General features: G+C 45.5%; 19 protein-coding genes. 8 read left to right on the forward strand and 11 right to left on the reverse strand.

Going from position 1 to position 22,694, the window contains the following annotated elements; all coding sequences use genetic code 11:
* Positions 1–1,770 (forward strand): efflux RND transporter periplasmic adaptor subunit, encoded by a 1,770-nt coding sequence (locus ACYVAA_RS05625; RefSeq protein ID WP_460539347.1) that lies wholly within the window; start codon positions 1–3, stop codon positions 1,768–1,770.
* A 21-nt stretch (positions 1,771–1,791) separates the two neighbouring features.
* Positions 1,792–2,337, forward strand: coding sequence for a DUF3347 domain-containing protein (locus ACYVAA_RS05630; RefSeq protein WP_460539349.1), 546 nt, complete (start codon positions 1,792–1,794; stop codon positions 2,335–2,337).
* Between the two features lie 12 nt (positions 2,338–2,349).
* On the opposite strand, the gene ACYVAA_RS05635 is transcribed toward ACYVAA_RS05630, so the two are convergent.
* Positions 2,350–2,478: a hypothetical protein gene (locus ACYVAA_RS05635; RefSeq protein ID WP_460539351.1), complete on the reverse strand. Its 129-nt coding sequence runs from the start codon at positions 2,476–2,478 to the stop codon at positions 2,350–2,352.
* A 240-nt stretch (positions 2,479–2,718) separates the two neighbouring features.
* Between ACYVAA_RS05635 and ACYVAA_RS05640 the strand changes: the two genes are divergently transcribed.
* The 5 genes from ACYVAA_RS05640 (at position 2,719) to ACYVAA_RS05660 (ending at position 10,719) form a co-directional block, all read left to right on the forward strand.
* A complete protein-coding gene (locus ACYVAA_RS05640) occupies positions 2,719–6,093 on the forward strand; it encodes a methylmalonyl-CoA mutase family protein (RefSeq protein WP_460539354.1) in 3,375 nt (1,124 codons plus the stop codon).
* A 63-nt stretch (positions 6,094–6,156) separates the two neighbouring features.
* Positions 6,157–6,570, forward strand: a complete 414-nt coding sequence (locus ACYVAA_RS05645; protein WP_460539356.1) for an OsmC family protein — start codon at positions 6,157–6,159, stop codon at positions 6,568–6,570.
* Positions 6,567–6,806: a hypothetical protein gene (locus tag ACYVAA_RS05650; protein ID WP_460539358.1), complete on the forward strand. Its 240-nt coding sequence runs from the start codon at positions 6,567–6,569 to the stop codon at positions 6,804–6,806. The genes ACYVAA_RS05645 and ACYVAA_RS05650 overlap by 4 nt, the downstream gene beginning before the upstream one ends.
* 26 nt (positions 6,807–6,832) lie before the next feature.
* Positions 6,833–7,846 carry a cysteine protease gene (locus tag ACYVAA_RS05655; protein WP_460539360.1) on the forward strand — a complete coding sequence of 338 codons (1,014 nt, stop codon included), beginning with the start codon at positions 6,833–6,835 and terminating at the stop codon, positions 7,844–7,846.
* 50 nt (positions 7,847–7,896) lie between these two features.
* Positions 7,897–10,719: a response regulator gene (locus ACYVAA_RS05660; RefSeq protein WP_460539362.1), complete on the forward strand. Its 2,823-nt coding sequence runs from the start codon at positions 7,897–7,899 to the stop codon at positions 10,717–10,719.
* A gap of 162 nt (positions 10,720–10,881) precedes the next feature.
* Here the strand turns inward: ACYVAA_RS05660 and ACYVAA_RS05665 are convergent, their stop codons facing one another.
* The 6 genes from ACYVAA_RS05665 to ACYVAA_RS05690 form a co-directional block, all read right to left on the reverse strand.
* Positions 10,882–12,183 (reverse strand): dihydrolipoamide acetyltransferase family protein, encoded by a 1,302-nt coding sequence (locus ACYVAA_RS05665; RefSeq protein WP_460539365.1) that lies wholly within the window; start codon positions 12,181–12,183, stop codon positions 10,882–10,884.
* Between the two features lie 71 nt (positions 12,184–12,254).
* Positions 12,255–13,523 carry a competence/damage-inducible protein A gene (locus ACYVAA_RS05670; protein WP_460539368.1) on the reverse strand — a complete coding sequence of 423 codons (1,269 nt, stop codon included), beginning with the start codon at positions 13,521–13,523 and terminating at the stop codon, positions 12,255–12,257.
* A gap of 5 nt (positions 13,524–13,528) precedes the next feature.
* The gene (locus ACYVAA_RS05675; RefSeq protein WP_460539371.1) at positions 13,529–14,059 is read right to left on the reverse strand and encodes a dihydrofolate reductase; all 531 of its coding nucleotides are present in this window, start codon (positions 14,057–14,059) and stop codon (positions 13,529–13,531) included.
* Between the two features lie 668 nt (positions 14,060–14,727).
* Positions 14,728–15,660, reverse strand: coding sequence for a DUF4412 domain-containing protein (locus tag ACYVAA_RS05680; protein WP_460539373.1), 933 nt, complete (start codon positions 15,658–15,660; stop codon positions 14,728–14,730).
* A gap of 189 nt (positions 15,661–15,849) precedes the next feature.
* The gene (fmt, locus tag ACYVAA_RS05685) at positions 15,850–16,770 is read right to left on the reverse strand and encodes a methionyl-tRNA formyltransferase (RefSeq protein ID WP_460539376.1); all 921 of its coding nucleotides are present in this window, start codon (positions 16,768–16,770) and stop codon (positions 15,850–15,852) included.
* 399 nt (positions 16,771–17,169) lie between these two features.
* The gene (locus ACYVAA_RS05690; protein ID WP_460539379.1) at positions 17,170–18,381 is read right to left on the reverse strand and encodes an exo-beta-N-acetylmuramidase NamZ family protein; all 1,212 of its coding nucleotides are present in this window, start codon (positions 18,379–18,381) and stop codon (positions 17,170–17,172) included.
* Positions 18,382–18,421: 40 nt separating this feature from the next.
* On the opposite strand from ACYVAA_RS05690, the gene ACYVAA_RS05695 reads away from it, so the two are divergent.
* On the forward strand, positions 18,422–19,642 hold the full coding sequence (locus ACYVAA_RS05695; protein WP_460539381.1) for an ABC transporter permease: 1,221 nt from the start codon (positions 18,422–18,424) through the stop codon (positions 19,640–19,642).
* Here the strand turns inward: ACYVAA_RS05695 and ACYVAA_RS05700 are convergent.
* From ACYVAA_RS05700 to ACYVAA_RS05715, 4 genes are all read right to left on the reverse strand, one after another.
* Positions 19,620–20,384, reverse strand: coding sequence for a polyprenol monophosphomannose synthase (locus ACYVAA_RS05700; RefSeq protein ID WP_460539384.1), 765 nt, complete (start codon positions 20,382–20,384; stop codon positions 19,620–19,622). The two genes, ACYVAA_RS05695 and ACYVAA_RS05700, sit on opposite strands and share 23 nt — an antisense overlap.
* A gap of 194 nt (positions 20,385–20,578) precedes the next feature.
* Positions 20,579–21,010, reverse strand: coding sequence for a DUF1801 domain-containing protein (locus ACYVAA_RS05705; RefSeq protein WP_460539387.1), 432 nt, complete (start codon positions 21,008–21,010; stop codon positions 20,579–20,581).
* 181 nt (positions 21,011–21,191) lie between these two features.
* On the reverse strand, positions 21,192–21,875 hold the full coding sequence (locus ACYVAA_RS05710) for an aspartate/glutamate racemase family protein (protein WP_460539390.1): 684 nt from the start codon (positions 21,873–21,875) through the stop codon (positions 21,192–21,194).
* Between the two features lie 306 nt (positions 21,876–22,181).
* Positions 22,182–22,475 carry a hypothetical protein gene (locus tag ACYVAA_RS05715; protein ID WP_460539393.1) on the reverse strand — a complete coding sequence of 98 codons (294 nt, stop codon included), beginning with the start codon at positions 22,473–22,475 and terminating at the stop codon, positions 22,182–22,184.
* Between the last annotated feature and the right edge of the window lie 219 nt (positions 22,476–22,694).

Genomic DNA, 22,694 nt, shown 5'->3' on the forward strand with positions numbered 1-22,694 from the left:
ATGAAAATCAGAAAGCAAATAGCAATTGCTGTATTTGGCGCCTTCGTGATGGGGGGCATCATTGGTTGGGCGATAAGTTCCAAAAATGAAGGGGGCGAGCCCGATACAGTGCATAAGCATGACGAGGATGCGGAATATACCTGTTCCATGCATCCTCAGATCCGTCAAAATGAACCGGGAGATTGTCCGATCTGTGGCATGGATTTGGTCCCCGTTTCCAGTTTGGGAGGCGACGGCGACAGTGCCAACCCTTATGTGATGACGATGACTCCAGAGGCAATTGCCCTTGCCAATATTTCCACCACGACGGTAAGGTCAGGAAGGGGAAAGGGGGCATTCAGTGTGGAACTCAGCGGAAAAGTAGAGGCTGACGAAAGAAAGGTAGCGTCTGTATCCGCCAATTTTGGTGGAAGGGTGGACGAACTGTTTGTGGCATTCACCGGACAAGAGGTGCAGAAAGGCCAACGTTTGGCCAGCATCTATTCTCCTGAGTTGGTGGCCGCTCATCGGGAATTGATTGAGGCAAAGGAAGCCAAGGGAATTAGTCCCGAGCTGTATCAAGCCGCCAAGCAGAAGCTGAAACAGTGGCAGCTGAGCGATAAGCAGATTGCTGAAATGGAGAAACAAGAAAGCTACCAGGCGCATTTCGATATTTATGCAAATGTTTCCGGGGTGGTAAGTGAAAGAAAAATTGCAGTAGGGGATTATGTCAGCCGGGGCCAGGTGCTGTTTGAGATCACTAATCTGAATAAGGTATGGGTTAAGTTGGATGCCTATGAAAATAATATTGATGCGATCCGGAAGGGGGATGAAATAAGTTTCAGGGCCAATTCTTTTCCAAACAGGGAATTTACAGCGAAGGTGACATTCATTGATCCCATCCTGAGCTCAGACACCCGAAGTATCAAAGTAAGGGCGGAAGTGGATAATGCTTCAGGAACCCTAAAGCCAGGCATGTTTGTGACAGCGGAAATTGAATCCTCCTCAGCACAAAAGGCAATAGAGGGAGTGCTGGTTCCCGGATCGGCCATACTATGGACAGGGGAGCAATCAATAGTTTACAGACAAGTGGGGGATGCCAGTAATCCCGCCTTTGAAATGGTGAAAGTGGAGCTTGGCCCACTTGCCGGGGATAAGCAATGGGTGCTTTCAGGTTTGCAAGAAGGGGATAGGGTCGTTACCAACGGTGTCTTTGCGGTAGATGGTGCCGCTCAGCTAAGTGGAAAATACAGCATGATGGCCCATCCTAACCCACAAAAAATAGAAGTCGGAGAACAGTTTGGAAGAGAAATGGATAGCATATTGGATGCCTACCTGAAGTTGAAAAACAGGTTGGTGGCTGATGAGTCCGGTGAAGAATTGGCAAGATCGTTGGTCAAGGAAATAGATCAGGTCGATGTTTCGGGGTTAAATGAAGAAGCCAAAGAGAAGTGGTCAGAGCTGAAAGAAGGCCTAAGCACAAGTGCTGAAATGATCCAAAAGGAGAAAAAACTGGAGGAGCAACGGCAGGCATTTGTGCATTTGTCCAATAATTTAATTGAACTTATGGATGTCTTTGGGACCACGAAAGAAGCGGTTTACAAGAGTTATTGTCCCATGGCGAAGAATGATCAGGGGGCGTTTTGGCTGAGTGAGTCAGAAGAGATCAGGAATCCCTATTTCGGTGCTTCAATGCTTACGTGTGGGGAAGTAAAGGGCATTTATAGGTCAAATGAAATTTCAAGCAATCAAAATCAAACTAATGGCCGGAAATCCGGTCATCAACATTAATTATTCTAAATACAAAACAACATGAAAAAGTTATCATTATTAGGTGCTACCTTGGCTTTGTCCCTGTTACTTATGGTGGGCTGTGGAGGAGCCAAAGAAGAGGGAAACCACGGGCATGAGCATGCCACACATGAAAGTGCTGAGGAAGGAATGTCCCAGGCAGCTGAAATCAGCTTTAAGAATGAAAAAGCCGAACAGGTTTTTCAGCATTATATCCAGGTAAAAACCGCCTTGGTCCAGGGGGATGCGGCTGAGGCAAGCAAAGGTGCTGAAATGATCCTTGCCAGCGTGGGGAGTGATTTTAATGGAAAGGAAGCGGCCACGACGATCAAAGAGGCTTCCGATTTGGAAAAACAAAGGGAGGCCTTTGCCGCTCTTAGTTCGGCGGTTGAAAAATCCATAGAAGGAGAACTGGCCTCAGGAGCAGTGTACAAGCAGTATTGCCCCATGGCCTTCAATAATAAGGGAGGCTATTGGCTGTCCGATCAGGAAGCGATCAGAAACCCCTACTTTGGAGATAAAATGCTGAAGTGTGGCAGAGTAGATAAAGTAATGGGCGAGCTATAAGCTCCCCATTTTTTATATAATGGATTCCATGTTGATGGGGATGCCAAACCGGTAAAGAAGAAAGCAGAAGTAGCTGGGGTTGATGTCCATGAACGTGGCGAATTTAGGATAGCGGTGTTCTCTGCGGTTTACCTGCTTCATCCACGGTAGTGTTTTTTCAAGATTAAGTGGGGTATGTCCAAATTATATATGGAAAAGCAACTTTTATCCGAGGGAGGATAGTTGCTTAATTTTGTTATATTCGCAAGTGTTTCACTGTTCACTCTCAAGGCGTGAATGTAGGATGAATTTCTACTCCAGTCATTTGGGTGGAAGTGAATTTATTAATGAATTGACAGGTTTTCTAAATAAGCCCTCAAAAGACAAAACCCGACCTGATTTATGGTGTCCACAACAAAAACATATAAACCCAAAAACCACGTAAGAATTGTTACCGCTGCTTCCCTGTTTGACGGTCATGATGCGGCCATCAATATCATGAGAAGGATCATACAGGCGGTAGGCTGCGAAGTGATCCACCTTGGACATAACCGCTCTGTCCAGGAAATTGTGGAATGCGCTATCCAAGAGGATGTTCAGGCCATAGCGATCACCTCCTACCAGGGAGGGCATATTGAGTTTTTCAAGTACATGTACGATTTGCTCCAAGAAAAGGGCGCTTCTCATATTCGGCTTTTTGGCGGCGGGGGAGGCACCATCCTGCCGGAAGAAATCAAGGAACTCCACGATTATGGTATTTGCCGCATCTATTCACCCGATGATGGCAGGGCGATGGGCCTGCAGGGGATGATCAATGATTTGGTGGAGAAATCCGATTTCCCTATTGGTAAGGACTTGTGTGCAACGGCTCAATCCAAGAAGGAGGATAGCCGGGGAACAGCCCGATTGATTTCGGCTGCAGAAAACTTCCCCGAAGAACATCAAGAACTACTCGACGAGGTAAGGACAAAGGCCAAAGGTATAAAAGTGCCTATTTTGGGAATTACAGGTACGGGCGGAGCAGGAAAGTCTTCATTGGTGGACGAGCTGGCCAGGAGGTTTTTGAGGGATTTTGAGGACAAGCGTTTGGCCATTATTTCTGTGGATCCTTCCAAGAGGAAGACAGGAGGGGCGTTATTGGGGGACAGGATTCGGATGAATGCCATCAACCATCCCCGAGTATATATGCGGTCGTTGGCGACCAGACAGGCAAACCTGGCATTATCAAAGCATGTAAAAGACGCGGTGGATATCGTGAAGTGGGCGGGCTATGATCTGGTGATCCTGGAAACCTCCGGTATTGGTCAGTCAGATACCGAAATCACGGACCATTCGGATTTATCACTTTATGTGATGACGCCAGAGTACGGAGCGGCCACCCAGCTGGAAAAAATCGATATGCTTGATTTTGCGGATATAATTGCGCTGAACAAGTTCGACAAACGCGGTGCCCAGGATGCTCTCAGGGACGTGAAAAAACAATTTGCAAGAAATCATGGTTTATGGGAGGTGGACGAAGACAAACTGCCCGTATACGGTACCATTGCTTCCCAGTTTAACGACCCCGGAATGAACCGGCTGTATGCCGAAATTATGGGGCAACTTTCATCAAAGACTTCGGGAGCGTTTAAGGTAGATCGTTTTGGGGAAAAGGGCGTTTCAGAGAAAATATTCATTATCCCTCCCTCCAGGACAAGGTACCTGGCCGAAATAGTGGAGACCAACCGGAAGTATGACCAATGGGTGGAGGCCCAGAAAGAACTAGCCCAGCGTCTCTATGGGATCAAAAAGTCATTGGAGGCCTTAAAAGATTTGGAGAAGGGCGAGGATTTGGTCCAGGGGCTGGAAGCGGCTTATCAGGAGCTGGGTTTGGAGCTGGATCCCAAGAACAAAAGGTGGCTGGAGGAATGGCCCGAAAAGGTGAAAAAATACCAAGCGGATCATTTTAGCTTCAAGGTTCGGAACAAGGAAATCAGCATTAAGACCTATGCTGAGTCGCTTTCAGGCAGCAGAGTGCCCAAAGTGGCCCTGCCCAGGTATGAGGCATGGGGGGATTTGCTGAAGTGGGGCCTTACCGAGAATGTTCCCGGAGAGTTTCCCTATACGGCAGGAGTGTTTCCCTTTAAGCGGGAAGGAGAAGATCCCACCCGGATGTTTGCTGGGGAAGGAGGTCCCGAACGTACAAACAAGCGCTTCCATTATGTGTCCAAGGACATGCCTGCCAAAAGACTTTCCACTGCTTTTGATTCGGTCACCCTGTATGGAGAAGACCCCGACCATCGTCCGGACATCTATGGTAAGATCGGTAATTCAGGGGTGAACATCTGTTGTCTGGACGATATGAAAAAGCTGTATTCAGGCTTTGACCTGGCCAATCCCCTGACGTCCGTGTCCATGACAATCAACGGGCCCGCAGCTACCATGACAGCTTTCTTTATGAATGCAGCCATAGATCAACAGTGTGAAGTGTATATCAAAGAAAACGGCTTGGAAGAAGAGGTCAATGCAAAGATTGACCAGATCTACAGTGAGAAAGGGGTAGAGCGTCCCCTATACAATGGGGAAATTCCTGAGGGCCATAATGGCCTGGGCTTACTGCTGCTCGGAGTGACCGGTGATCAGGTGTTGCCGGAAGAGGTTTATCAGCGGATAAAAGCCGAAACACTTACCAAAGTACGGGGAACGGTGCAGGCCGATATTTTGAAGGAGGACCAGGCCCAGAACACCTGCATTTTCTCTACGGAGTTTAGCCTGAAACTGATGGGGGATGTGCAGCACTATTTTATTGAGCAGGGTGTCAGGAACTTTTATTCGGTGTCCATTTCAGGATATCATATTGCCGAGGCAGGGGCAAACCCCATTACCCAATTGGCTTTGACACTTTCCAATGGCTTTACCTATGTGGAATACTATGTGTCCAGAGGGATGGATATCAATAAGTTTGCGCCGAACCTGTCCTTCTTTTTCTCCAATGGCATTGATCCGGAATATGCGGTGATCGGCCGTGTGGCCCGGCGTATCTGGGCCAAGGCCATGAAACTGAAGTACGGGGCCAACGAGCGCTCCCAGATGCTCAAGTACCATATCCAGACTTCTGGACGCTCTTTACATGCCCAGGAAATAGATTTCAATGATATCCGGACCACCTTGCAGGCATTGTATGCCATTTATGATAACTGCAATTCCCTGCATACCAATGCCTACGATGAAGCCATTACCACCCCTACAGAATCCTCTGTGCGCCGTGCCATGGCCATTCAGTTGATCATCAACAAGGAATTGGGGCTTGCCAAAAATGAGAACCCGACACAGGGCTCCTTTATAATTGAGGAACTGACCGATTTGGTGGAGGAGGCTGTTTACGCGGAATTTGAGCGGATTACAGAAAGAGGTGGAGTGCTTGGGGCCATGGAGACCATGTACCAGCGCGGGAAAATCCAGGAAGAGAGCCTGCACTATGAAACATTGAAGCATACCGGAGAGTACCCGATCGTTGGGGTAAATACTTTCCTGTCCTCAGAAGGCTCCCCAACCGTGATTCCAGGGGAAGTGATCAGGGCAACCAAGGATGAAAAAGAAGCGCAGATCAAAGAATTGGAAAATCTTCACACAAAATACCGATCTTTGTCGGCTGATTTATTGAATGATTTGAAACAAGCGGCTGTTAGCAATGAAAATATATTTGATAAACTTATGGAAGCATCCAAGCATTGCTCTCTGGGGCAAGTCACCCAAGCCCTGTATGAGGTAGGGGGACAGTACCGCAGAAACATGTAAGGAACAACATAGGGTGTCAAGAAGAATACATAATGATTGTTTAAGTATAAATTAAAAAAGAAAATGGCAAAAAGGAATGTGACCGTTACCATGAAGGCGGATTATGAGTATGAAGCAGTCAACCCACAAGGTAATAAAGTCAATATCGATATGTATGATCCGGAGAAGAAGCAGCACCAGTCTCCCATGGACCTGGTACTTTCGGCAGTGGCCAGCTGCGCTTCTGTGGACGCCGTACTGATGATGAAGAAAAAGAGAAGAACGGTGGAGGATTTTAAGGTAGAGGCGGAAGGAGACAGGGATGAGGGGATTCCTGCCTATTACAAAGCCATCCATATGAAATTTATCCTGACCTCGCCCGATGCCACTGAGGATGAGTTTGCCAAGGTGATCAAACTTGCCGTTGAAAAATACTGTTCTGTTTCTTCTTCTTTGAAATCGGAAATTAGTTATAGTTCAGAAGTGAAGAGGCCATGAGAGTACTCAGGGAGTTTACCCAAAAAGACATCCGGATCTCCATTTTCAATTGGAACAACAAATACCTGATCAAATACGAACAAGGGATGATTGAGCAGACCTTTAAAGTAAATGAGATGGATGTGATAGAGGAGAGTGATTTGGATGTCTTTTTTTCCGAATCTTTTTTGGAGAATGTCCAAAAAAGATTCGATGATATGCATAAAGTGCTTAGAAATCAGATGGAAAATATTTAGATTTACTATAATTTAAATATTCGTAGATGAGATATAGTTTTTTTATATTAATATCTATTTTCTTGTCTTTTTCTTACGGCTGTAAAGAGGAAGAGCAAAGGGAGGTACATGCCGAATGTTTTGCGCTGTTGGATTCAGCAGTCACCTCAATGGAAGCCGAAATGCGACCACTGGAAGATGAGGTGGGAAAATTGGCTGCCTTCACCGAGAACTTGTTTATCTATAGGGATGAATTTGCCCATAAGGCAAGCAAAGAACAATATAAGCAGTCACAGTCCGGTGTTATCTACCGTGAAGCAGAAGGAGAAGGGGAGAGCAGCGTGTATGTTTCTTTCCTTACCCCTGATGCAAAAAAAGCGATTCATCAGGTTTATTATACAGAGGCACTTGATTCAGCCTTTGCCGCCATTCAATGTAATATCCCGCTGGTATGTCAGGTATATTTCAATACCAGGTTGCAGATGTGCCGAATCTATCCTCCAGTGGATGTACTCAATGTCTTTGAGGAAGATTTGGACCTTACCATGTTTAATTTTTATTACATGGCCGATGAGGTCCGTAATCCGGAAAGAAAAAGCAAGTGGGTGGAGGATATCTACGTCGACCCGGCCGGACGGGGATGGATTCTTTCCTTGATTCACCCGGTGTTTTATAATCAGGAGCTGGAAGGGGTGATCGGACTCGATATTACCGTAAATGACCTGATTGACAGATTTTTGTCTTATGGGGATAAGCGGCTGGTCCTGATTGATGGAGAGGGGAATGTAGTGGCGGGCACCTCTGAGGCCATTGAACTGCTGAACCTTCCCCCTTTGAGAAACCACACGTATGTACAGACCATCAATGCGGATAATTTCAGGAAGGAAGATTATAATCTTTTCAAGTCCAAAAGTAAGGAAGTGAGGCAGATGGTGTCCAAATTCTTACTGGAGAAAGATAATATGTACATTTTGGGAGGGGAGCAACGTTCGCATGAATATACCGTTTTATGCCGGCAGATGAATTTGTTGAATTGGTATGTATTGGAGCTTGAGGGATAGGACAGTATAGGATGGTAAGAAAGGGCAAAAAAATACAATTGGTGATATGGATGGCGATAGCCTCGATAGTGCTTATCCTGTTTTTGGCTTATTTTTTCTATGATGCCCTTTCCAACAACCTTTTAGCCAACAGCAGACAATTTTTAAGTAAGCAGGTGGAAATTGCCTCCAATGAAGTGCAAAGAAAGTTTAATGCCTTTCATGAGGATTTGACCTATTACACAGAAAGTATCGAGCTTGATTCATCCGCAGGAAATGTGGAAAGCAAGCATATTTTTGAGGGGCGTACAAGGAGATTGTTGAATTCCTACTCCTCTTTGGTCGATACACTTTTCGTTCAGGTGGGGGATACGACACAAGCGTATTTGATCAGGGACAATAACTATTTTGAAAAAGTAGCGCTTTCCTCGGAGAAAGAGTTTGCTGACTTGGAAAGGTATGTGGTTTTAACCTCACATGTTAAGGATATTAGGGTAGCAGCTGCTATAAGCATCCATGATTTTTTCAATGATTATGCCTCCAACCATTATCTGGGGGAGGGCGGACACAAATTTTACTTTCTAGGTGATGGGTTATGGGCCATCAATGGCGGTAGCGATGCCAAAGACAGTGTGGTGTTTTCGGAAAAATTAAAGGAAAGAATAAAGGCCGAGTATAGCGGAGGGCTTCTTGGAGTATATGAGGGGCAGGTCCAAGGTTTATCTGAAGGGCAGGAGCGTTTCAACGCCGTTATTGCGCAGTATCCGTTTAATTTACCCCCTCTTCAAACAAATTATGCCTTGATTTTTGCCAAGGACAAGGGCGTGATCATTTCAAAGATATACAATACCTATTTTTTAATGTTTGCAGGCCTCTTTGTTTTGTTGTTATTGATGATCTATGTGATGATCAAGCATTTTAGAGGGATCAATTCTAAAAACGCGCAGCTTGAAAAAAAATCGGAAAAGATTAACCGGTTGTTTCAGCAACAAACGATGTTGCTGCAGGAGTCAAACGGATTTGTCTATTATGTGACATCAAAGGGAGAGGTTTCGGACGTCAGTGACAACCTGGTAGATGTTTTGGGGTATACCAAAGGGGAATTTAAAGCGCACTTCAGGTCTTATGTACTGCAAGAAGATCTTGCTCGGTTTGAGCAGGAAATCTCAAAGGCAGTTGAGGAAAAGTCGGACCACCTGTCTTTTGAATTGGGTTTTATAAAAAAGGATGGCAGTGTCATCCGGACAAAGACCTATGAACACTTTTTTTATACGGAAACTGGTGAATTTAACGGTAGTATCGGGATCTGCACCGATATCAATGAGAAGTATCTTGCCGAGCAGGAGGTGGTCAAAAGCGAAGACCGTCTCCGTGCTGTGCTCAACAGTCTTCCGGACATCATTTTCATTTATGATCACGAGGGCATTTTTCAGGATTATTACGTTCAAAATCAGGAACTCCTTCTGATGCCCCCTAAAGACTCCATCGGGAAGCACATCAGCGATGTCATCCCGGCCCCTGAAAATACCAAGCTTATCAAGGCGTTCAACAAAGCCCTGGAGACGGGACGCATTCAGACAGAGGAGATGACCTTGGATATCAAAGGCAACAAAAAAGTCTTTGAAATCCGGTTTTTTAAGCTGGATGAGGAAAGGATGATGTCTTTGGGAAGGGAAGTGACCCAGCAGAGAATATGGGAGAAAGGGCTGCGGGAAGCCAAGGAAATGGCTGAGGGAGCCAATAGGGCTAAATCAGAATTTTTGGCCAGCATGAGCCATGAGATCAGGACTCCCATGAACGGCCTTTTGGGTATGATCGGCCTATTGGAAAGCACCCCATTGACAGAGGAGCAACAGGAGTTTCTGAACGTGATCAAAGATTCCGGAGCCTCCCTTCTAGCCATCATCAAGGATATCCTGGATTATTCTAAAATTGAGGAAGGAAAGCTGGAGCTTTACTTGGTCAAGTTCAATTTCAAGCAGGAGATTAATAAAGTCACCAAGATATTTGCCGGTTTACTTGCCGCGAAAGAGCTTGCCCTGGAATTGACTGTCGAGGATAGTGTGCCGGAATGGATCGTGCTGGACAAGGAAAAACTCAACCAGATTCTTTTTAATATCATCGGCAATGCCATAAAGTTTACGCCCAAGGGGGGACATGTCAGTGTCCGCGTATACGGAGAGCAGGTTTTTGAGAAGAGCTATATGATTTATTTTTCGGTCAAGGACACCGGCATCGGAATTCCCAAGGAGAAAATCGATTGGCTTATTCATCCTTTTACCCAAGCGGGTACAGGAAGTCCCCAAGAGAAAAGCGGTTCAGGTTTGGGACTGGCCATCGCCAATAAATTGATAGAGCTGATGGGAGGCCGATTGGAAATTAGAAGTGAGCGCGGGGAAGGGGCAGAATTTTCTTTTACCGTGTTGGGGAGGGTGCCAGGCCTCGGGGATGGGGAAGTGATGAGCAGTGAAGCCGATACCACTCCGGAAAAATCCCTGTTGAATATGGCGGATAAATATCCACTGGCCATTTTGCTGGTGGAAGATAATGATATCAACCGGAAGTTCATGAAGCTCTTGATGGGCAAACTGGGCTATGAGGTGGATACCGCGACAAATGGAAAGGAAGCGATAAAGGCGGCCAAGGAAAAGGATTATGATTTGATATTTATGGATTACCAAATGCCCGTAATGAATGGCCTTGAGGCTTCCAGGTCCTTAAGGGAAATGGAAAATGGTGAAAGTGTCCGTATTATCGGCTTGTCAGCCAATGCCTTCAAGGAAGACATTGAGCAGGCCTTTTCGGCAGGCATGGATGATTACCTCACCAAACCGATAAAGATCAATGAGGTCGTTAAAAAAATCAAAGAGGGTTTCCAGCCAAATACAAAATAAAAGATACTGTCTAATCAACAATAGCCTGGGGCTTCCACCCCAGGCTATTGTAATTTTGCCCCTTTGGCACGAGCTCTTCCTCCTCTGCCTGACACGATTATGACTAACGATTATTGGTGTAAGACTCGGAGAAATCTACTTATGAGCTAAGCTCTGTTATGGTTATAGCTTCGTATTGATATCGAAGGATTCCAGGTATTCGGCGACACGCTTGACAAACATTCCGCCCAGTGAACCGTCCACTACCCTATGGTCATAAGAGTGGGAGAGGAACATTTTGTGTCTGATGGCGATGACATCTCCCGTAGGGGTCTCCACCACAGCAGGTTTTTTGGTGATGGTGCCAACAGCCATGATGGCCACTTGTGGTTGTACAATGATGGGGGTTCCCATGACATTGCCAAAAGGTCCGACATTGGATAGGGTATAGGTTCCTCCTGAGAGCTCATCAGCACTCAACTTGTTGGTTCTTGCCCTGTTGGCCAGGTCGTTTATCTTTTTGGATAGCCCTACCAAATTGAGCTCATTGGCTTTTTTGACCACCGGAACGATAAGGTTGCCGTTGGGCAGCGCTACAGCAATACCGATGTTGATGTCCCTTTTCTTAATGATCTTTGTGCCATCCACAGAAATATTGATCATAGGAAAGTCCTGTATTGCTTTGGCAATGGCCTCAACAAAGAAAGGAGTAAAGGTGATGGGTTCCCCCTCTTTTTGCTTATAGGCGTCTTTGACTTTGTTTCTCCACAAAACAATGTTGGTGACATCGGCTTCTACGAAGGAGGTGACATGAGGTGCTATGCGCTTGGATTCCAGCATTCTCTCGGAGATCATTTTGCGCATCCTGTCCATTTCTATGATCTCGTCACCCGCACTTATACTTGGAGATGCAGCACCGGAAATCGCAGCTGGCTGTGTCTGAGGGGCCTGATTCCTGCTGTTGAGGTAGTCAAGCATGTCTTTTTTGGTGACGCGGCCATCCTTGCCCGTGCCGGGAATGGAAGATAGCTCGCTTTTGTCTATTCCTTCTTCTTTGGCGATGCTTTGTACCAATGGGGAATAGAATCTATCGTCTTTTGCCGCAGAAGTGACTCCTGTCGGCCTGCTCACCAAGCTTGCCGTTTGGGCAGGGGCAGCAGCCAATAACTCCTCTTGCTCTTCGTCGGATGCCTCGCTTTGTTTGGTTTCCTCGGCCGGTTTTTCGGGCTCACTTGTTTCCTGTTCTCCGGTTTCGATGATGGCGATGGGCGCACCTACGGCCACCACATCTCCTTCTTTAGCAAGGATTTGTTTCAAAACCCCAGCATGGGAAGAAGGAACTTCTGTATCCACTTTATCCGTGGCGACTTCCAACACTGATTCGTCCTCTTCAATGGGGTCTCCTTCATTCTTTAGCCAATTAAGGATAGTGCCCTCTATTATACTTTCACCCATTTTGGGCATTACCATTTCTACAGTTGCCATGCTATATTTATTTAATTGGGTTTATTTCGTGGTTTTAAAATTATATTTTAATCCAATGTTTGCAAAATTGTTTAATCGAAATTTTCGACTGTCTTTTCTTTTAGCTGTTTTCGCAACAGATTCAGCACCGAAACGGCTGAATATTGGATATTCAAACCTCTGTCATGTGCCAGTTGCAGCTTTTTGGTGACCGTTCCCTCGGGACCGGCACAGGCGATCCAAACGGTGCCTACCGGTTTTTCGGGACTGCCTCCCCCAGGACCTGCAATACCACTGGTGGCCAGTCCAAAGTCCGCCCCGAATTTTTGCCTTACTCCCTCGGCCATTTCAATGACCGTTTCTTCACTGACGGCACCATGGTCCATCAGGGTAGCTGTTTTGACTTCCAGAAGATCGGTTTTGTACTGATTGTGATAGGGAATAATGCCTCCGTTATAGTATTCGCTGCTTCCGGCAATACTGGTCACCAAGTGGGAAACATAGCCGCCCGTGCAGCTTTCCGCAATGGCCAGTGTCTTGCCTTCTTTTCGGAGTAAACGGCCAATGGCCCCTTCCAGGCTGTCCTGGTCATAGCCATAGATATAAGGTTGGATGAGTGGTTTTACCCGCTCTATTTGGGCGTTAACCTCTTGCTGCAGCTGGTCCAAATCCTGGCCAAAAGCCGTCAGCCTCAGCTTTACCTGTCCCAGGGAAGGAAGGTAAGCCAGTTTGATGTGTTCGGGCAGCTGTTGCTCCCAATCGGCAATCAGGTCTGCCAGCCAACTTTCCCCGATCCCTATGGTTTTGATCAGCTTATGATAGATCACCGGTAAGGGAAATATTTCTTTGACCTTGGGAAGAACGAAGATGTTCATCAGGTGCTTCATTTCATGCGGAACACCGGGCATGGACATCCAGCAAACACCGTTTTCCTCAAACCACATTCCCGGCGCGGTTCCCAATTCGTTTTTTACGTAATCGCATTTGGTCGGGAGATGTCCCTGCAATGCATTCAATGGGGTAAGTTCTCTGCCCCGCTTTTCAAAGAACAAGGTGATGTCCTTGATGGCCTGCTCAACGGGTTCTATGGCACAGCCAAAAAACTGGGCGAGCAAAGGCTTGGTCAGGTCGTCCTTGGTGGGGCCCAATCCTCCGGTGATCAAAACCAGTTGGGCCCTTTGCTGGGCATTGGAAAAGGCGTGTAAGATGTCCCGTTCATTATCTCCCACGGTCGTCTTTCTCACTACCCTTACGCCAATCTGATCAAGCTGCTGGCTGATCCAGTGGCTGTTGGTGTCTATAATCTGTCCATAAAGCAATTCGTCTCCAATTGCTATTATTTCTGCACTGATTTCCTTCATGGGGTTTACGGATTGGCTTTGCTACGCTTATAGGTGATGAAAGAGTAGTCAAACTCATTTTTGTCATCTTTGGTATGGGCTTCTTCACTTATCTTTTCCCATTCCGAAGAATTGATGGGAGGGAAAAAAGTATCCCCTTCCGGCTGACAGTCCACTTCGGTGACGATCAGCTCATCGGTCAATGGGATGGCTTGTCGATAAATTTCCCCACCTCCGATCACATAGACTTTGTCCTGTCCGTTTTTTGCCGCCAGCTCCAATGCTTCCTTCAGCCCCCCCACGGTATGATGCCCCTCGGGAATCTTATATTCAGGATTTCTCGTGATGACCACAGAGGTCCTGTTGGGCAGCGGTTTTCCCATGGATTCATAGGTTTTCCTGCCCATAATAATATAATGCCCCGTGGTATATTGCTTAAAGTGTTTAAGGTCAGCGGAAAGACGCCAAATTAGCTGGTTGTCCTTTCCGATCACATTGTTTTTAGCTTTGGCTACAATAATTGAAACAGTCAAAATCTCGGATTTTTTGGATTGCACAAGATACCAAGGTTTTTTCAACCATTAAAAAATGCCCGAAAAAAAGTTTGCGGTAAAGCCAAAAGTTGGGGCGGAAGGCATGGTGATGAAGTGATAGGAACGATCAAATCCGAGGGATTTGATCGTTCCTATTAAAGGTGCCGAGAATTGGTCTTTGGTAGAATGTTTAGCGGAAAGGAACTTTTATAAGTTGTAGGAAACGCGGCTCACTTCGACAAGCTCAGTGACCACACTTCGACAGGCTCAGTCACCGTACTTCGGCAGGCTCAGTAACCGTATGTTATCTAGGGTTGACACCCGGGGTTATTCCTATTCAGTCCTTCTAGGGCCGGGTGAAATTTAAGAAATGTCCCATTCAAATGCCCTTGGTGAAAATTAGGAATTAAGGGGATTATGTATATCCGCAAGACACCAGTAGCTCTAAATTAGCAAGCCATCTCTCACAGAATGCACAGAAGCCCACAGAAAAGATTTTTAACTCTGTGGAATCCCCTCCTCCGGCGGGCAGGCTGTGAGAGATAAATTTACTGGTGTAATTACGGATAATCGTAAAGGGGATTAAGCACAATCTGTTCCGCCTACCGAATAACTCAGTAACCAAATAACCTAATACACTAAATTAGCCTAGGCAATATGCATTGGCTTCCCTTTTGTCAATGAAATTGGTCTTATTCCTTTCCCTCCATGATATTGGTGTAGGCAGCCATTTCGTAGTCGAACTTTTGGGAATCATTGATCTCCACTATTTTCATATGGGAAGTGCTTTTGTCTTCTTTGGAGCGGTAATTCATTTCCATGATGTCCCCGTCGGGAAATTTTTCCATATAAGTGTTATACTTCATCCTTGTGTTTTTGGACATCATGGAGTTTTGCTTGGACCAAAAAGAAGTATATCCATTAATGGGGGAGGTGCTGACCCAGTAGTTGGCCTCGAATTCCTCATTTTCAGAACGGTATTCTTCACAGGGGTATCCGAGGATGGTTTTGGTATTGCCGGTTTTTTGGACCGAAAAATCACTTTCCTCTGCTGTTTCGATTTGGTTTTCGGCAGCATTGTCCATCATTTTATTCCAGTCGATGCCGTAAGCCATGCTTGATTTTTCCCCTTTGTCGCTTTCCATAAGGAGAATGGTGGCCTGGTTTTTTTGATCGAAGATCATCACCGTTTCCTTCACATCCTTATCGTTGCTTTCCAGTTCCATCGCCCAGCAGTCCGCTTGTTCGCTCAACAGTGATTTGACAATGACCGGATCAATGGCCTTGCCTTTTTCATCGGTACCGGTGATTTCCATATCTGTATAGCCCTTGAAGTGGTAACTTTCCTCGGTGTCCACATTGAAATTGGCGCTGCCCATGATTTTTCCATAATCATAGCCGCCTCCGCCTTCGTATTCAGAAGGTGGACCAAAGACCTGCTCAAGGTATTTGTCCGTTTGCCGCTGTGCGGCATTTTCCACTTCTTGGCTTACTCTGCGCTCCACGGCATTTTGAACACCTTGCTCAGCGGCCTTTTTTAATTTCTTGATAAACTGGGCCTCGGCCTCAAAAGACCCCAGGCAAAAAGCCATCACAATGGTCGAAAGTAGTAGGGGAGATTTCATCGCTGTATCCTGTTGATTTACCTCTAACAATATACTCAGAGATTCCCTAAAAGGCCAGAAAATGAGGGGATTGTAGGTGGGGAAGAGGTGTTTTAGCTAGCTTTTTTCCCTCGGTTATCAGCCTAGTAAAATCTTCCCCTCTCAAACTGCTGACAGGCGCTTTTACATGCAATTGATTTTTTGGCTTTTTTACAGCTTATTGCCCCGAAGGAACTCGTCGATTTTCATTCGCTTTTTCCCTTGGATTTGGAGTTCTTTTATGGAAAGCGCCCCATTTCCGGTCTGGAAATGCAAATAGTTTTTGTTATCCGTTTCCAGCTCACCGGCAGTCTTGCCGTTTAAGTCCTCTAGGGTTTCGGTCAGGTAGATTTTACAGATTTTATCGTTAAGGGTAGTCCAGGCGGCAGGGTAGGGGGAAAGTCCACGGACCAGGTTATGGATGTTTTCGGCACTTTCTTCCCAGTTGATCTCACAGGTTTCCTTGAAGATCTTGGGGGCATGGTGGTGGGCCTTGGATTCATCCTGATCGTAGGTCTTAATGGTTCCTTGGGCCACTTCCTCTATGGTTTTGAGCACCAACTTAGAACCTTTCTCCATCAGTTTTTCATATAGGCTGCCGATATTGTCCTCGGGCAGGATGGCTTCTTTTTCCTGGAAAATGATGCTGCCGGTGTCGATCTCATGCTTGAGGAAAAACGTGGTGACCCCGGTTTCTTTTTCTCCGTTGATGATTGCCCAGTTGATGGGGGCGGCACCGCGGTAGTTGGGCAGCAGCGAGGCATGAAGGTTAAACGTGCCTTTTGGGGGCATGTCCCAAACGATCTCGGGCAACATCCTAAAGGCCACCACTACCTGGATGTCTGCTTGATAGCTTTTTAGTTCTTCGATGAATTCTGGGGATTTGAGGTTGGTAGGTTGCAGTACAGGGATGTCGTGTTTTAGGGCGGCCTCCTTGACAGGGGAGGGGATCAGTTTTTGCCCTCTCCCTCTGGGTTTGTCCGGTGCAGTGATGACGGCCACCACGTTCCAGCCATTTTCCACGAGTATTTCCAGTGAGGGTACCGCAAAGTCCGGCGTGCCCATATAGATGATGCGAAGGTCTTTGTTCATTTTAATGATACTTTTTTATGATACGATTATCTGCCCAAATGAAAATAAGTTTGTTTCTCACAGATTCCACGGAATTTCACAGAATAGAAACAAGTCTTCCTTGGATATGAGATAATTCTCCGGCCCGGAAGGCTGGTTGTGAGAGACTGTTTTCCAATAAAGGGATATTACTATAATTGCGTATAAATATATTTTATGCTTATCAGCTTTCTTAGGGACTGGCCCATTTCTTGAAAATATTAAAATATTCCACGATCTGATTATCCGTATGCTTACCACGAATGAAAATTTCTGAGTCTATTAAAAATTAATTTGTGCTAATCCGTGTAATTCGTGGACACTTTCTTGATATTTTCGTTTCCTGCACAATTGCTTATAGGATATTCAAATTGTTTTTATCTATTCGTAGATCAGGTACTTTTCTCTATTGGTTTTATAAGCGTCTAAGCCTTGCTGCCAGCCCTTTCTGATTTCCTCTTCGGTCTTTCCGGCCAGGATATCCTTTCTCAATTGATCGGTGCCGGCAAGCTTGTCAAAGAAGTTGTTGAAGAAGCTGGCCCCTGCGCCTGACTTTTGGTACATTTCCAGCAGGTAGTTCAAGGTAAAGGTATGGGAAAGCGGTTCCTGCCTCAGGTCGGTGCCATAGCAGGTTTTGCCTTCATGGGGAGGTTGCTTGCTCATTCCCTGTATGCTTTCTGGGGTAAAGGTAAAACTGCCGTACTTGGGATCAGGAGCACCATAAACCTGGAAGGGGAAATAAGTTCCTCTACCCACGCTGATATCGGTGCCCTCGAAAAAGCAAAGCGAAGGATAAAGCCGTATGGCCACATCATTGGGCAAGTTTGGGGAAGGTTTGATGGGCAGGGAATAGGGCATGCTATGGTCCCAATTGGCCACGGGGATGACCTTGATGTCCGCTTTGGCCCCTCCTTTCAGCCAGCCCTCTCCATTGATCATCTGGGCAAGCTCTCCCATGGTCAGTCCATGGACCACCGGAATGGGATGCATGCCCACAAAGCTCTGATAGTCCATGTCCAAAACAGGTCCGTCTATATAGTCCGCATTTGGATTGGGCCGGTCCAAAATAAGCAGGGGCTTGTTTTGCTCGGCACAGGCCTCCATGATATAATGCATGGTGCTGATATAGGTGTAAAACCGGAGGCCCACATCCTGAAAGTCAAATACCAAGATGTCCACATCCATCAGCGCTTCTTTGGAGGGCTTTTTATTATTGCCATAAAGGGAAACCAAGGGAATACCGGTTTCCTTGTCGGTATCGTTCTTGACCACTTCCCCGGCATCGGCATCACCACGGAAGCCATGTTCGGGAACAAAGATTTTCTGTACGGCAATTCCCTCATCGAGCAGGAAATCCACCAGGTGTTGCTTGTTTCTTTGGGTAAGCACGCTGGTCTGGTTGGCGACCAAGGCCACCTTTTTGCCCTTCAGCAAGGGGAGGTAAAGGTCAGGCCGGTCTGCTCCGGGGAGGATGGGCGCTTGATCCTGTTGCTTTTCGGGCGGGGCTTGAGCAGTTTCCTTGGGCTTACTTTGACAATAAGCCGTCGTCCCCACTAAAAAAGTCAACAGGAGTATTAATTTTAACTGCTTCATATTAATTTGCATAAGAATAGTAACAAAATAAAACACTTCATTGAACCTTTCCTACTTCATTGCCAAAAGAATTAGTTTTAAAAGATCAGGCGGTTTTACCAGCACCATCCACCAGATTGCCGTAGCAAGTATTGCCATCGGGCTTTCGATCCTGATCATTTCTTTTTTGATATTGGGAGGCTTCCAGCATGTGGTTTCAGAGAAAGTGTTTTCCTTTACCGGGCATTATCAGGTGCATAAATTCTCCACCAACAATGCCTTTGAAGACTATCCATCCAGCAAAAACAGCCAGTTTTATACCGAATATCCGGACTATGGTTTTATCAAGCATGTGCAGGAATATGCCTACAAGCCGGGATTGCTCAAAGGGGAAGATGAAGTGCAGGGAGTGATGCTCAAAGGGGTAGGGAATTCCTTTGACCAGGAGGCTTTTTCACCGTCCATTGTGGAGGGCCGGTTCATTGCTTTCAAGGAAGACAGTACGGTATCCTATGAGGTGATGCTGAGCAGGAAGATTGCGGACAAGCTGTTGCTGGGAGTGGGGGACAAGGTGGTCATGTATTTTGTCCAGGACCCGCCCAGGTACCGGCGCTTTGAGATTGTGGGGATTTACGAGACCTACCTGGAAGATTTCGATGACAAGATCATCATTGGGGATATTCAGGTGATCCGGACGCTGAACGGCTGGGAAAGTGACCTGGTGGGAGGATTTGAGGTGTTTTTGGACGATCCCAAAAATATTGACAGCAGGGAAGGGGAACTTTACGATAGGATAGATTATGACCTGAAAGTCGATAAGGTCACCAACAAATACATACAGATTTTTGATTGGCTGAAGTTGCTGAACAATAATGTGTACGTCTTTTTGGGCCTGATACTTTTTGTGGCGGCTTTTAATATGATCGCCATCCTCTTTATTCTTATCATGGAGCGGACGCAGATGATCGGCATGCTCAAGGCCATGGGAAGCAGCAACAGGCAGATCCGTAGGATCTTTGTTTGGAACGGGGTCAGGATTATCGGTAGGGGAATGCTGATCGGCAACTTGATCGGCCTGGGCATAGGCTGGATGCAGGAAACCACCCGCCTGATCAGCTTGGATCCAGAGAACTATTATATGAGTTATGTTCCCATACTTTGGAACTGGGAGATCATAGCGGGCTTAAATGTATTGGTCCTGCTAATCACCACCATGGTGCTGTTTATTCCGGCCATGGTCATCAGCAATGTACAGCCGATCAAGGCGATTCGCTTTGATTAGCCTTCTTGGCTTTTTTGTAAGGGCGGAAAATACTTTTGGCTTTCATGGAAATCACCCCAAGGACGGCTTCTTTAAAGATCTTGGTGGACATTTTGGAAGTTCCCCTGGTCCTGTCCGTAAAAATGATCGGGATTTCGATGATTTTATAGCCCAGCTTCCAGGCGGTAAACTTCATTTCAATCTGGAAGGCATAGCCCACAAATTTAACCTTGTCCAAGTTGATTCCCTCCAGTACGCTTCTATGGTAGCATTTGAAGCCTGCCGTGGCATCCTTGATGGGCAGCCCGGTGACAAACTGCACATAGGTGCTGGCAAAATAGGACATCAACACCCTGCCCATGGGCCAGTTGACCACATTTACCCCTTTGATATAGCGTGAACCGATGGCCATATCAAAGCCCTCCACCGCACAAGCCTCATAGAGCCGGACCAGGTCTTTTGGATTATGCGAAAAGTCCGCATCCATCTCAAAAATATAGTCATAGCCCTGCTGAAGGGCGTATTTGAATCCGGTGATATAGGCGGTGCCCAGGCCCAGTTTTCCCTTTCGCCCGATCAGGTGTATCCTTTCCGGGTAGGACCGGGTGAGTTTTTTGACGATGGCCGCGGTACCATCGGGACTGTTATCATCGATGACCAAGACCTCAAAATGCCCGGAAAGCTCCATGATCGCCGTAAGGATATCCCGGATATTTTCCTTTTCATTATAGGTCGGTATGATGACGAGTTTCTTGTGGTTCATAATTGAAGTCCCAAAAATAGGACTTAAAGCGAGTTTTTACAGACTTAGTTGGAAAAATATTGGAGAGTAGGCACAAGTCTTAAGATGGTGGGATTTTGATTTGAAGGATTTTGGAATTTCAAATTCCAAGGATAGGGAGGGGTAGTTGAAAACTACCCCTAGGAGGGGTTGTCTTGAGGGCTTTTTAAAAGGCCTTAGTTATTTACAGGGTATCTGGTCTGTAAAAAATCAATGGTTGACCTCATCAGTTTTTTAAGTGTTTCTATGTTTATGTCTGTCAACTTCTTTACGTAAATACAACCTTTTCCCATTTTGAATTTACCCAATTCCTCCAGCAATTCGTCCTGTCCGGAACATCCTGAGTAAACATACAATGAAATGGCCGCTTTTCGAGGTGAAAAACCTACAAGTGGCCAGTCTCCTTCTTGACGGCTTTTTTTCGATTTGTAATGGTATTTACCAAATCCGATAATAGAAGGGCCCCACATTTTCGGTTCAAAACCTGTAAAGTCCTTCATGATCTCCAAAAGTTCAAAACCGTCTTTTCGCCTTTGCTCGGAAACGGTAAAGGTGTTTATAAAATCATAAACATCAGCATCGGTTTGTTTGGTTTTTATCTCAGCCATAGGGATTTCATATCAGTACTTTTGCCCGCATTACGTACATCCGTTGTGTGTGCTCAGCATGGGCATCATGTATCTAAGATACCAAAATATCCCAGAGGGTGAAATGCCTGTGCCGAATGATTTCGGTGTTCCTTATGAGTGGGAGTAGTTTTCCGAAGTATTGGTAAGTCACAACAAGCTTTTATTTACCGAGGGTGAAATTTACAATGCTCTCAACATGGATTTTTGTGGTGTCGAATACAGGAAAATCAAAGTCTTTTTGCTCAATAAGTAAGGGTATTTCCGTGCATCCCAAAACAAGTCCTTCCGCTCCTCTTTCCATTAATTCATTTGCATACCGCATAAACTTGAGTTTCGCCTCTTTGCTAACAATACCTTTTCCAAGTTCATTTTTTACAATATGCTGTATTTCTTCAATGGCTGCTTTTTCTGAGGGAATGATGGTGTCAATGGCATGTTCTTTCAGCTTATTTCGGTAAAAATCCATTTCCATGGTAAATTTTGTACCTAGCAGTCCCACCTTAGACAGTTTTTGCCTTTGTATTTCTCTTGCTGTGGCAGCTGCAATATGAATGATAGGAAGGTCAATTTTTGACTGGATTTCGTCGGCAAATAAATGAGCCGTGTTGGCACATAGAACAATGCCATCAACATTGTTGGCGGCCAAGGCTTTGCAGGCATTAAAAAGCAGGTCATAAGCGTTTGTCCAGCCTCTATCTTGGACATCGGAAAAGTTCAGGGAATAGATGATACATTCAGCCGAGTGTAGCCCTCCCAATTTTTCGTTGATACGTTGGTTGATATATTTATAGTAGTCCAAGGTAGAAGTCCAACTTATCCCACCTACCAATCCTATTTTTTTCATGTGGATGTATTCTTGTTTTTAGCTTCTGACTAAGGTCTCGAAAAATACAACTAACTAACTTTTAAAATTACAATTCCTCAAGACTATTCCTAAGCTTTACTATGCTTTCATCTGTTAGCCCTGAAAGTAAATGTTTTTAATAAATGAAGGATTACGGCCAACGGTTTGGCGCTTGGCGAAGAAACGGATTTCGAAGCAGTAAACTGTCAACCCAGCACAAAAGTTGATACGATGTAGAATGTTGAATTAACCCAGACCCACTTTTTTGACAAATGCCTGTTAGCGGCTGCCATTCTTACTTAACTGTCAGTAGTCATATTGTATTATCTGATTTTTCGTGTAATCAATTATTGCTTTAAGGTTTTGGTGATGTGCTTGTCGCTGCTCTTGATTTAATAAATCTAAGTTATATTTTTTTGATTGAAGTAACTCAATTTGAAATTCAAGTGTCGGTCTGTTTAGTTTATAAAATTTCGGTTTGGTTGTTTGGTCAGATGCAAAAGAAATCTCTTCGTCAATTTCCATTGCATATGTCTGAGTGTCGTGTGTAACAAAAAGTTTACCTTGTCCTTTTTCATAGTCATAAGAATTTGCTTTCACATAATCATTGTTGTAGTAAGTTTCAGTAAGAGACTTTCCAATGCTGAATATTGGTTGACTTACAAAAGTTGTCGGTGAATACAACTTGGAATGGGAGTGTTAGCTAAACTCTGTCCTTTCCCTTCCCTGGGGCTAGCCCCAGGGAAGGGAAATTTCCACTAAATAATTAGGTTTCCGTATTGATGTCCAAACTGATCCTCCCCTCAAATTTAATGGCCA

The organism is Echinicola sediminis, from assembly GCF_054777495.1.

What these genes read in the sequence shown, in the direction of transcription:
- ACYVAA_RS05625 (WP_460539347.1), top strand. Translation starts at nt 1, where the DNA reads ATGAAAATCAGAAAGCAAATAGCAATTGCTGTATTTGGCGCCTTCGTG.
- ACYVAA_RS05630 (WP_460539349.1), top strand. Translation starts at nt 1,792, where the DNA reads ATGAAAAAGTTATCATTATTAGGTGCTACCTTGGCTTTGTCCCTGTTA.
- ACYVAA_RS05635 (WP_460539351.1), bottom strand. Translation starts at nt 2,478, where the DNA reads ATGAAGCAGGTAAACCGCAGAGAACACCGCTATCCTAAATTCGCCACG.
- ACYVAA_RS05640 (WP_460539354.1), top strand. Translation starts at nt 2,719, where the DNA reads ATGGTGTCCACAACAAAAACATATAAACCCAAAAACCACGTAAGAATT.
- ACYVAA_RS05645 (WP_460539356.1), top strand. Translation starts at nt 6,157, where the DNA reads ATGGCAAAAAGGAATGTGACCGTTACCATGAAGGCGGATTATGAGTAT.
- ACYVAA_RS05650 (WP_460539358.1), top strand. Translation starts at nt 6,567, where the DNA reads ATGAGAGTACTCAGGGAGTTTACCCAAAAAGACATCCGGATCTCCATT.
- ACYVAA_RS05655 (WP_460539360.1), top strand. Translation starts at nt 6,833, where the DNA reads ATGAGATATAGTTTTTTTATATTAATATCTATTTTCTTGTCTTTTTCT.
- ACYVAA_RS05660 (WP_460539362.1), top strand. Translation starts at nt 7,897, where the DNA reads ATGGCGATAGCCTCGATAGTGCTTATCCTGTTTTTGGCTTATTTTTTC.
- ACYVAA_RS05665 (WP_460539365.1), bottom strand. Translation starts at nt 12,183, where the DNA reads ATGGCAACTGTAGAAATGGTAATGCCCAAAATGGGTGAAAGTATAATA.
- ACYVAA_RS05670 (WP_460539368.1), bottom strand. Translation starts at nt 13,523, where the DNA reads ATGAAGGAAATCAGTGCAGAAATAATAGCAATTGGAGACGAATTGCTT.
- ACYVAA_RS05680 (WP_460539373.1), bottom strand. Translation starts at nt 15,660, where the DNA reads ATGAAATCTCCCCTACTACTTTCGACCATTGTGATGGCTTTTTGCCTG.
- fmt (WP_460539376.1), bottom strand. Translation starts at nt 16,770, where the DNA reads ATGAACAAAGACCTTCGCATCATCTATATGGGCACGCCGGACTTTGCG.
- ACYVAA_RS05690 (WP_460539379.1), bottom strand. Translation starts at nt 18,381, where the DNA reads ATGAAGCAGTTAAAATTAATACTCCTGTTGACTTTTTTAGTGGGGACG.
- ACYVAA_RS05700 (WP_460539384.1), bottom strand. Translation starts at nt 20,384, where the DNA reads ATGAACCACAAGAAACTCGTCATCATACCGACCTATAATGAAAAGGAA.
- ACYVAA_RS05705 (WP_460539387.1), bottom strand. Translation starts at nt 21,010, where the DNA reads ATGGCTGAGATAAAAACCAAACAAACCGATGCTGATGTTTATGATTTT.
- ACYVAA_RS05710 (WP_460539390.1), bottom strand. Translation starts at nt 21,875, where the DNA reads ATGAAAAAAATAGGATTGGTAGGTGGGATAAGTTGGACTTCTACCTTG.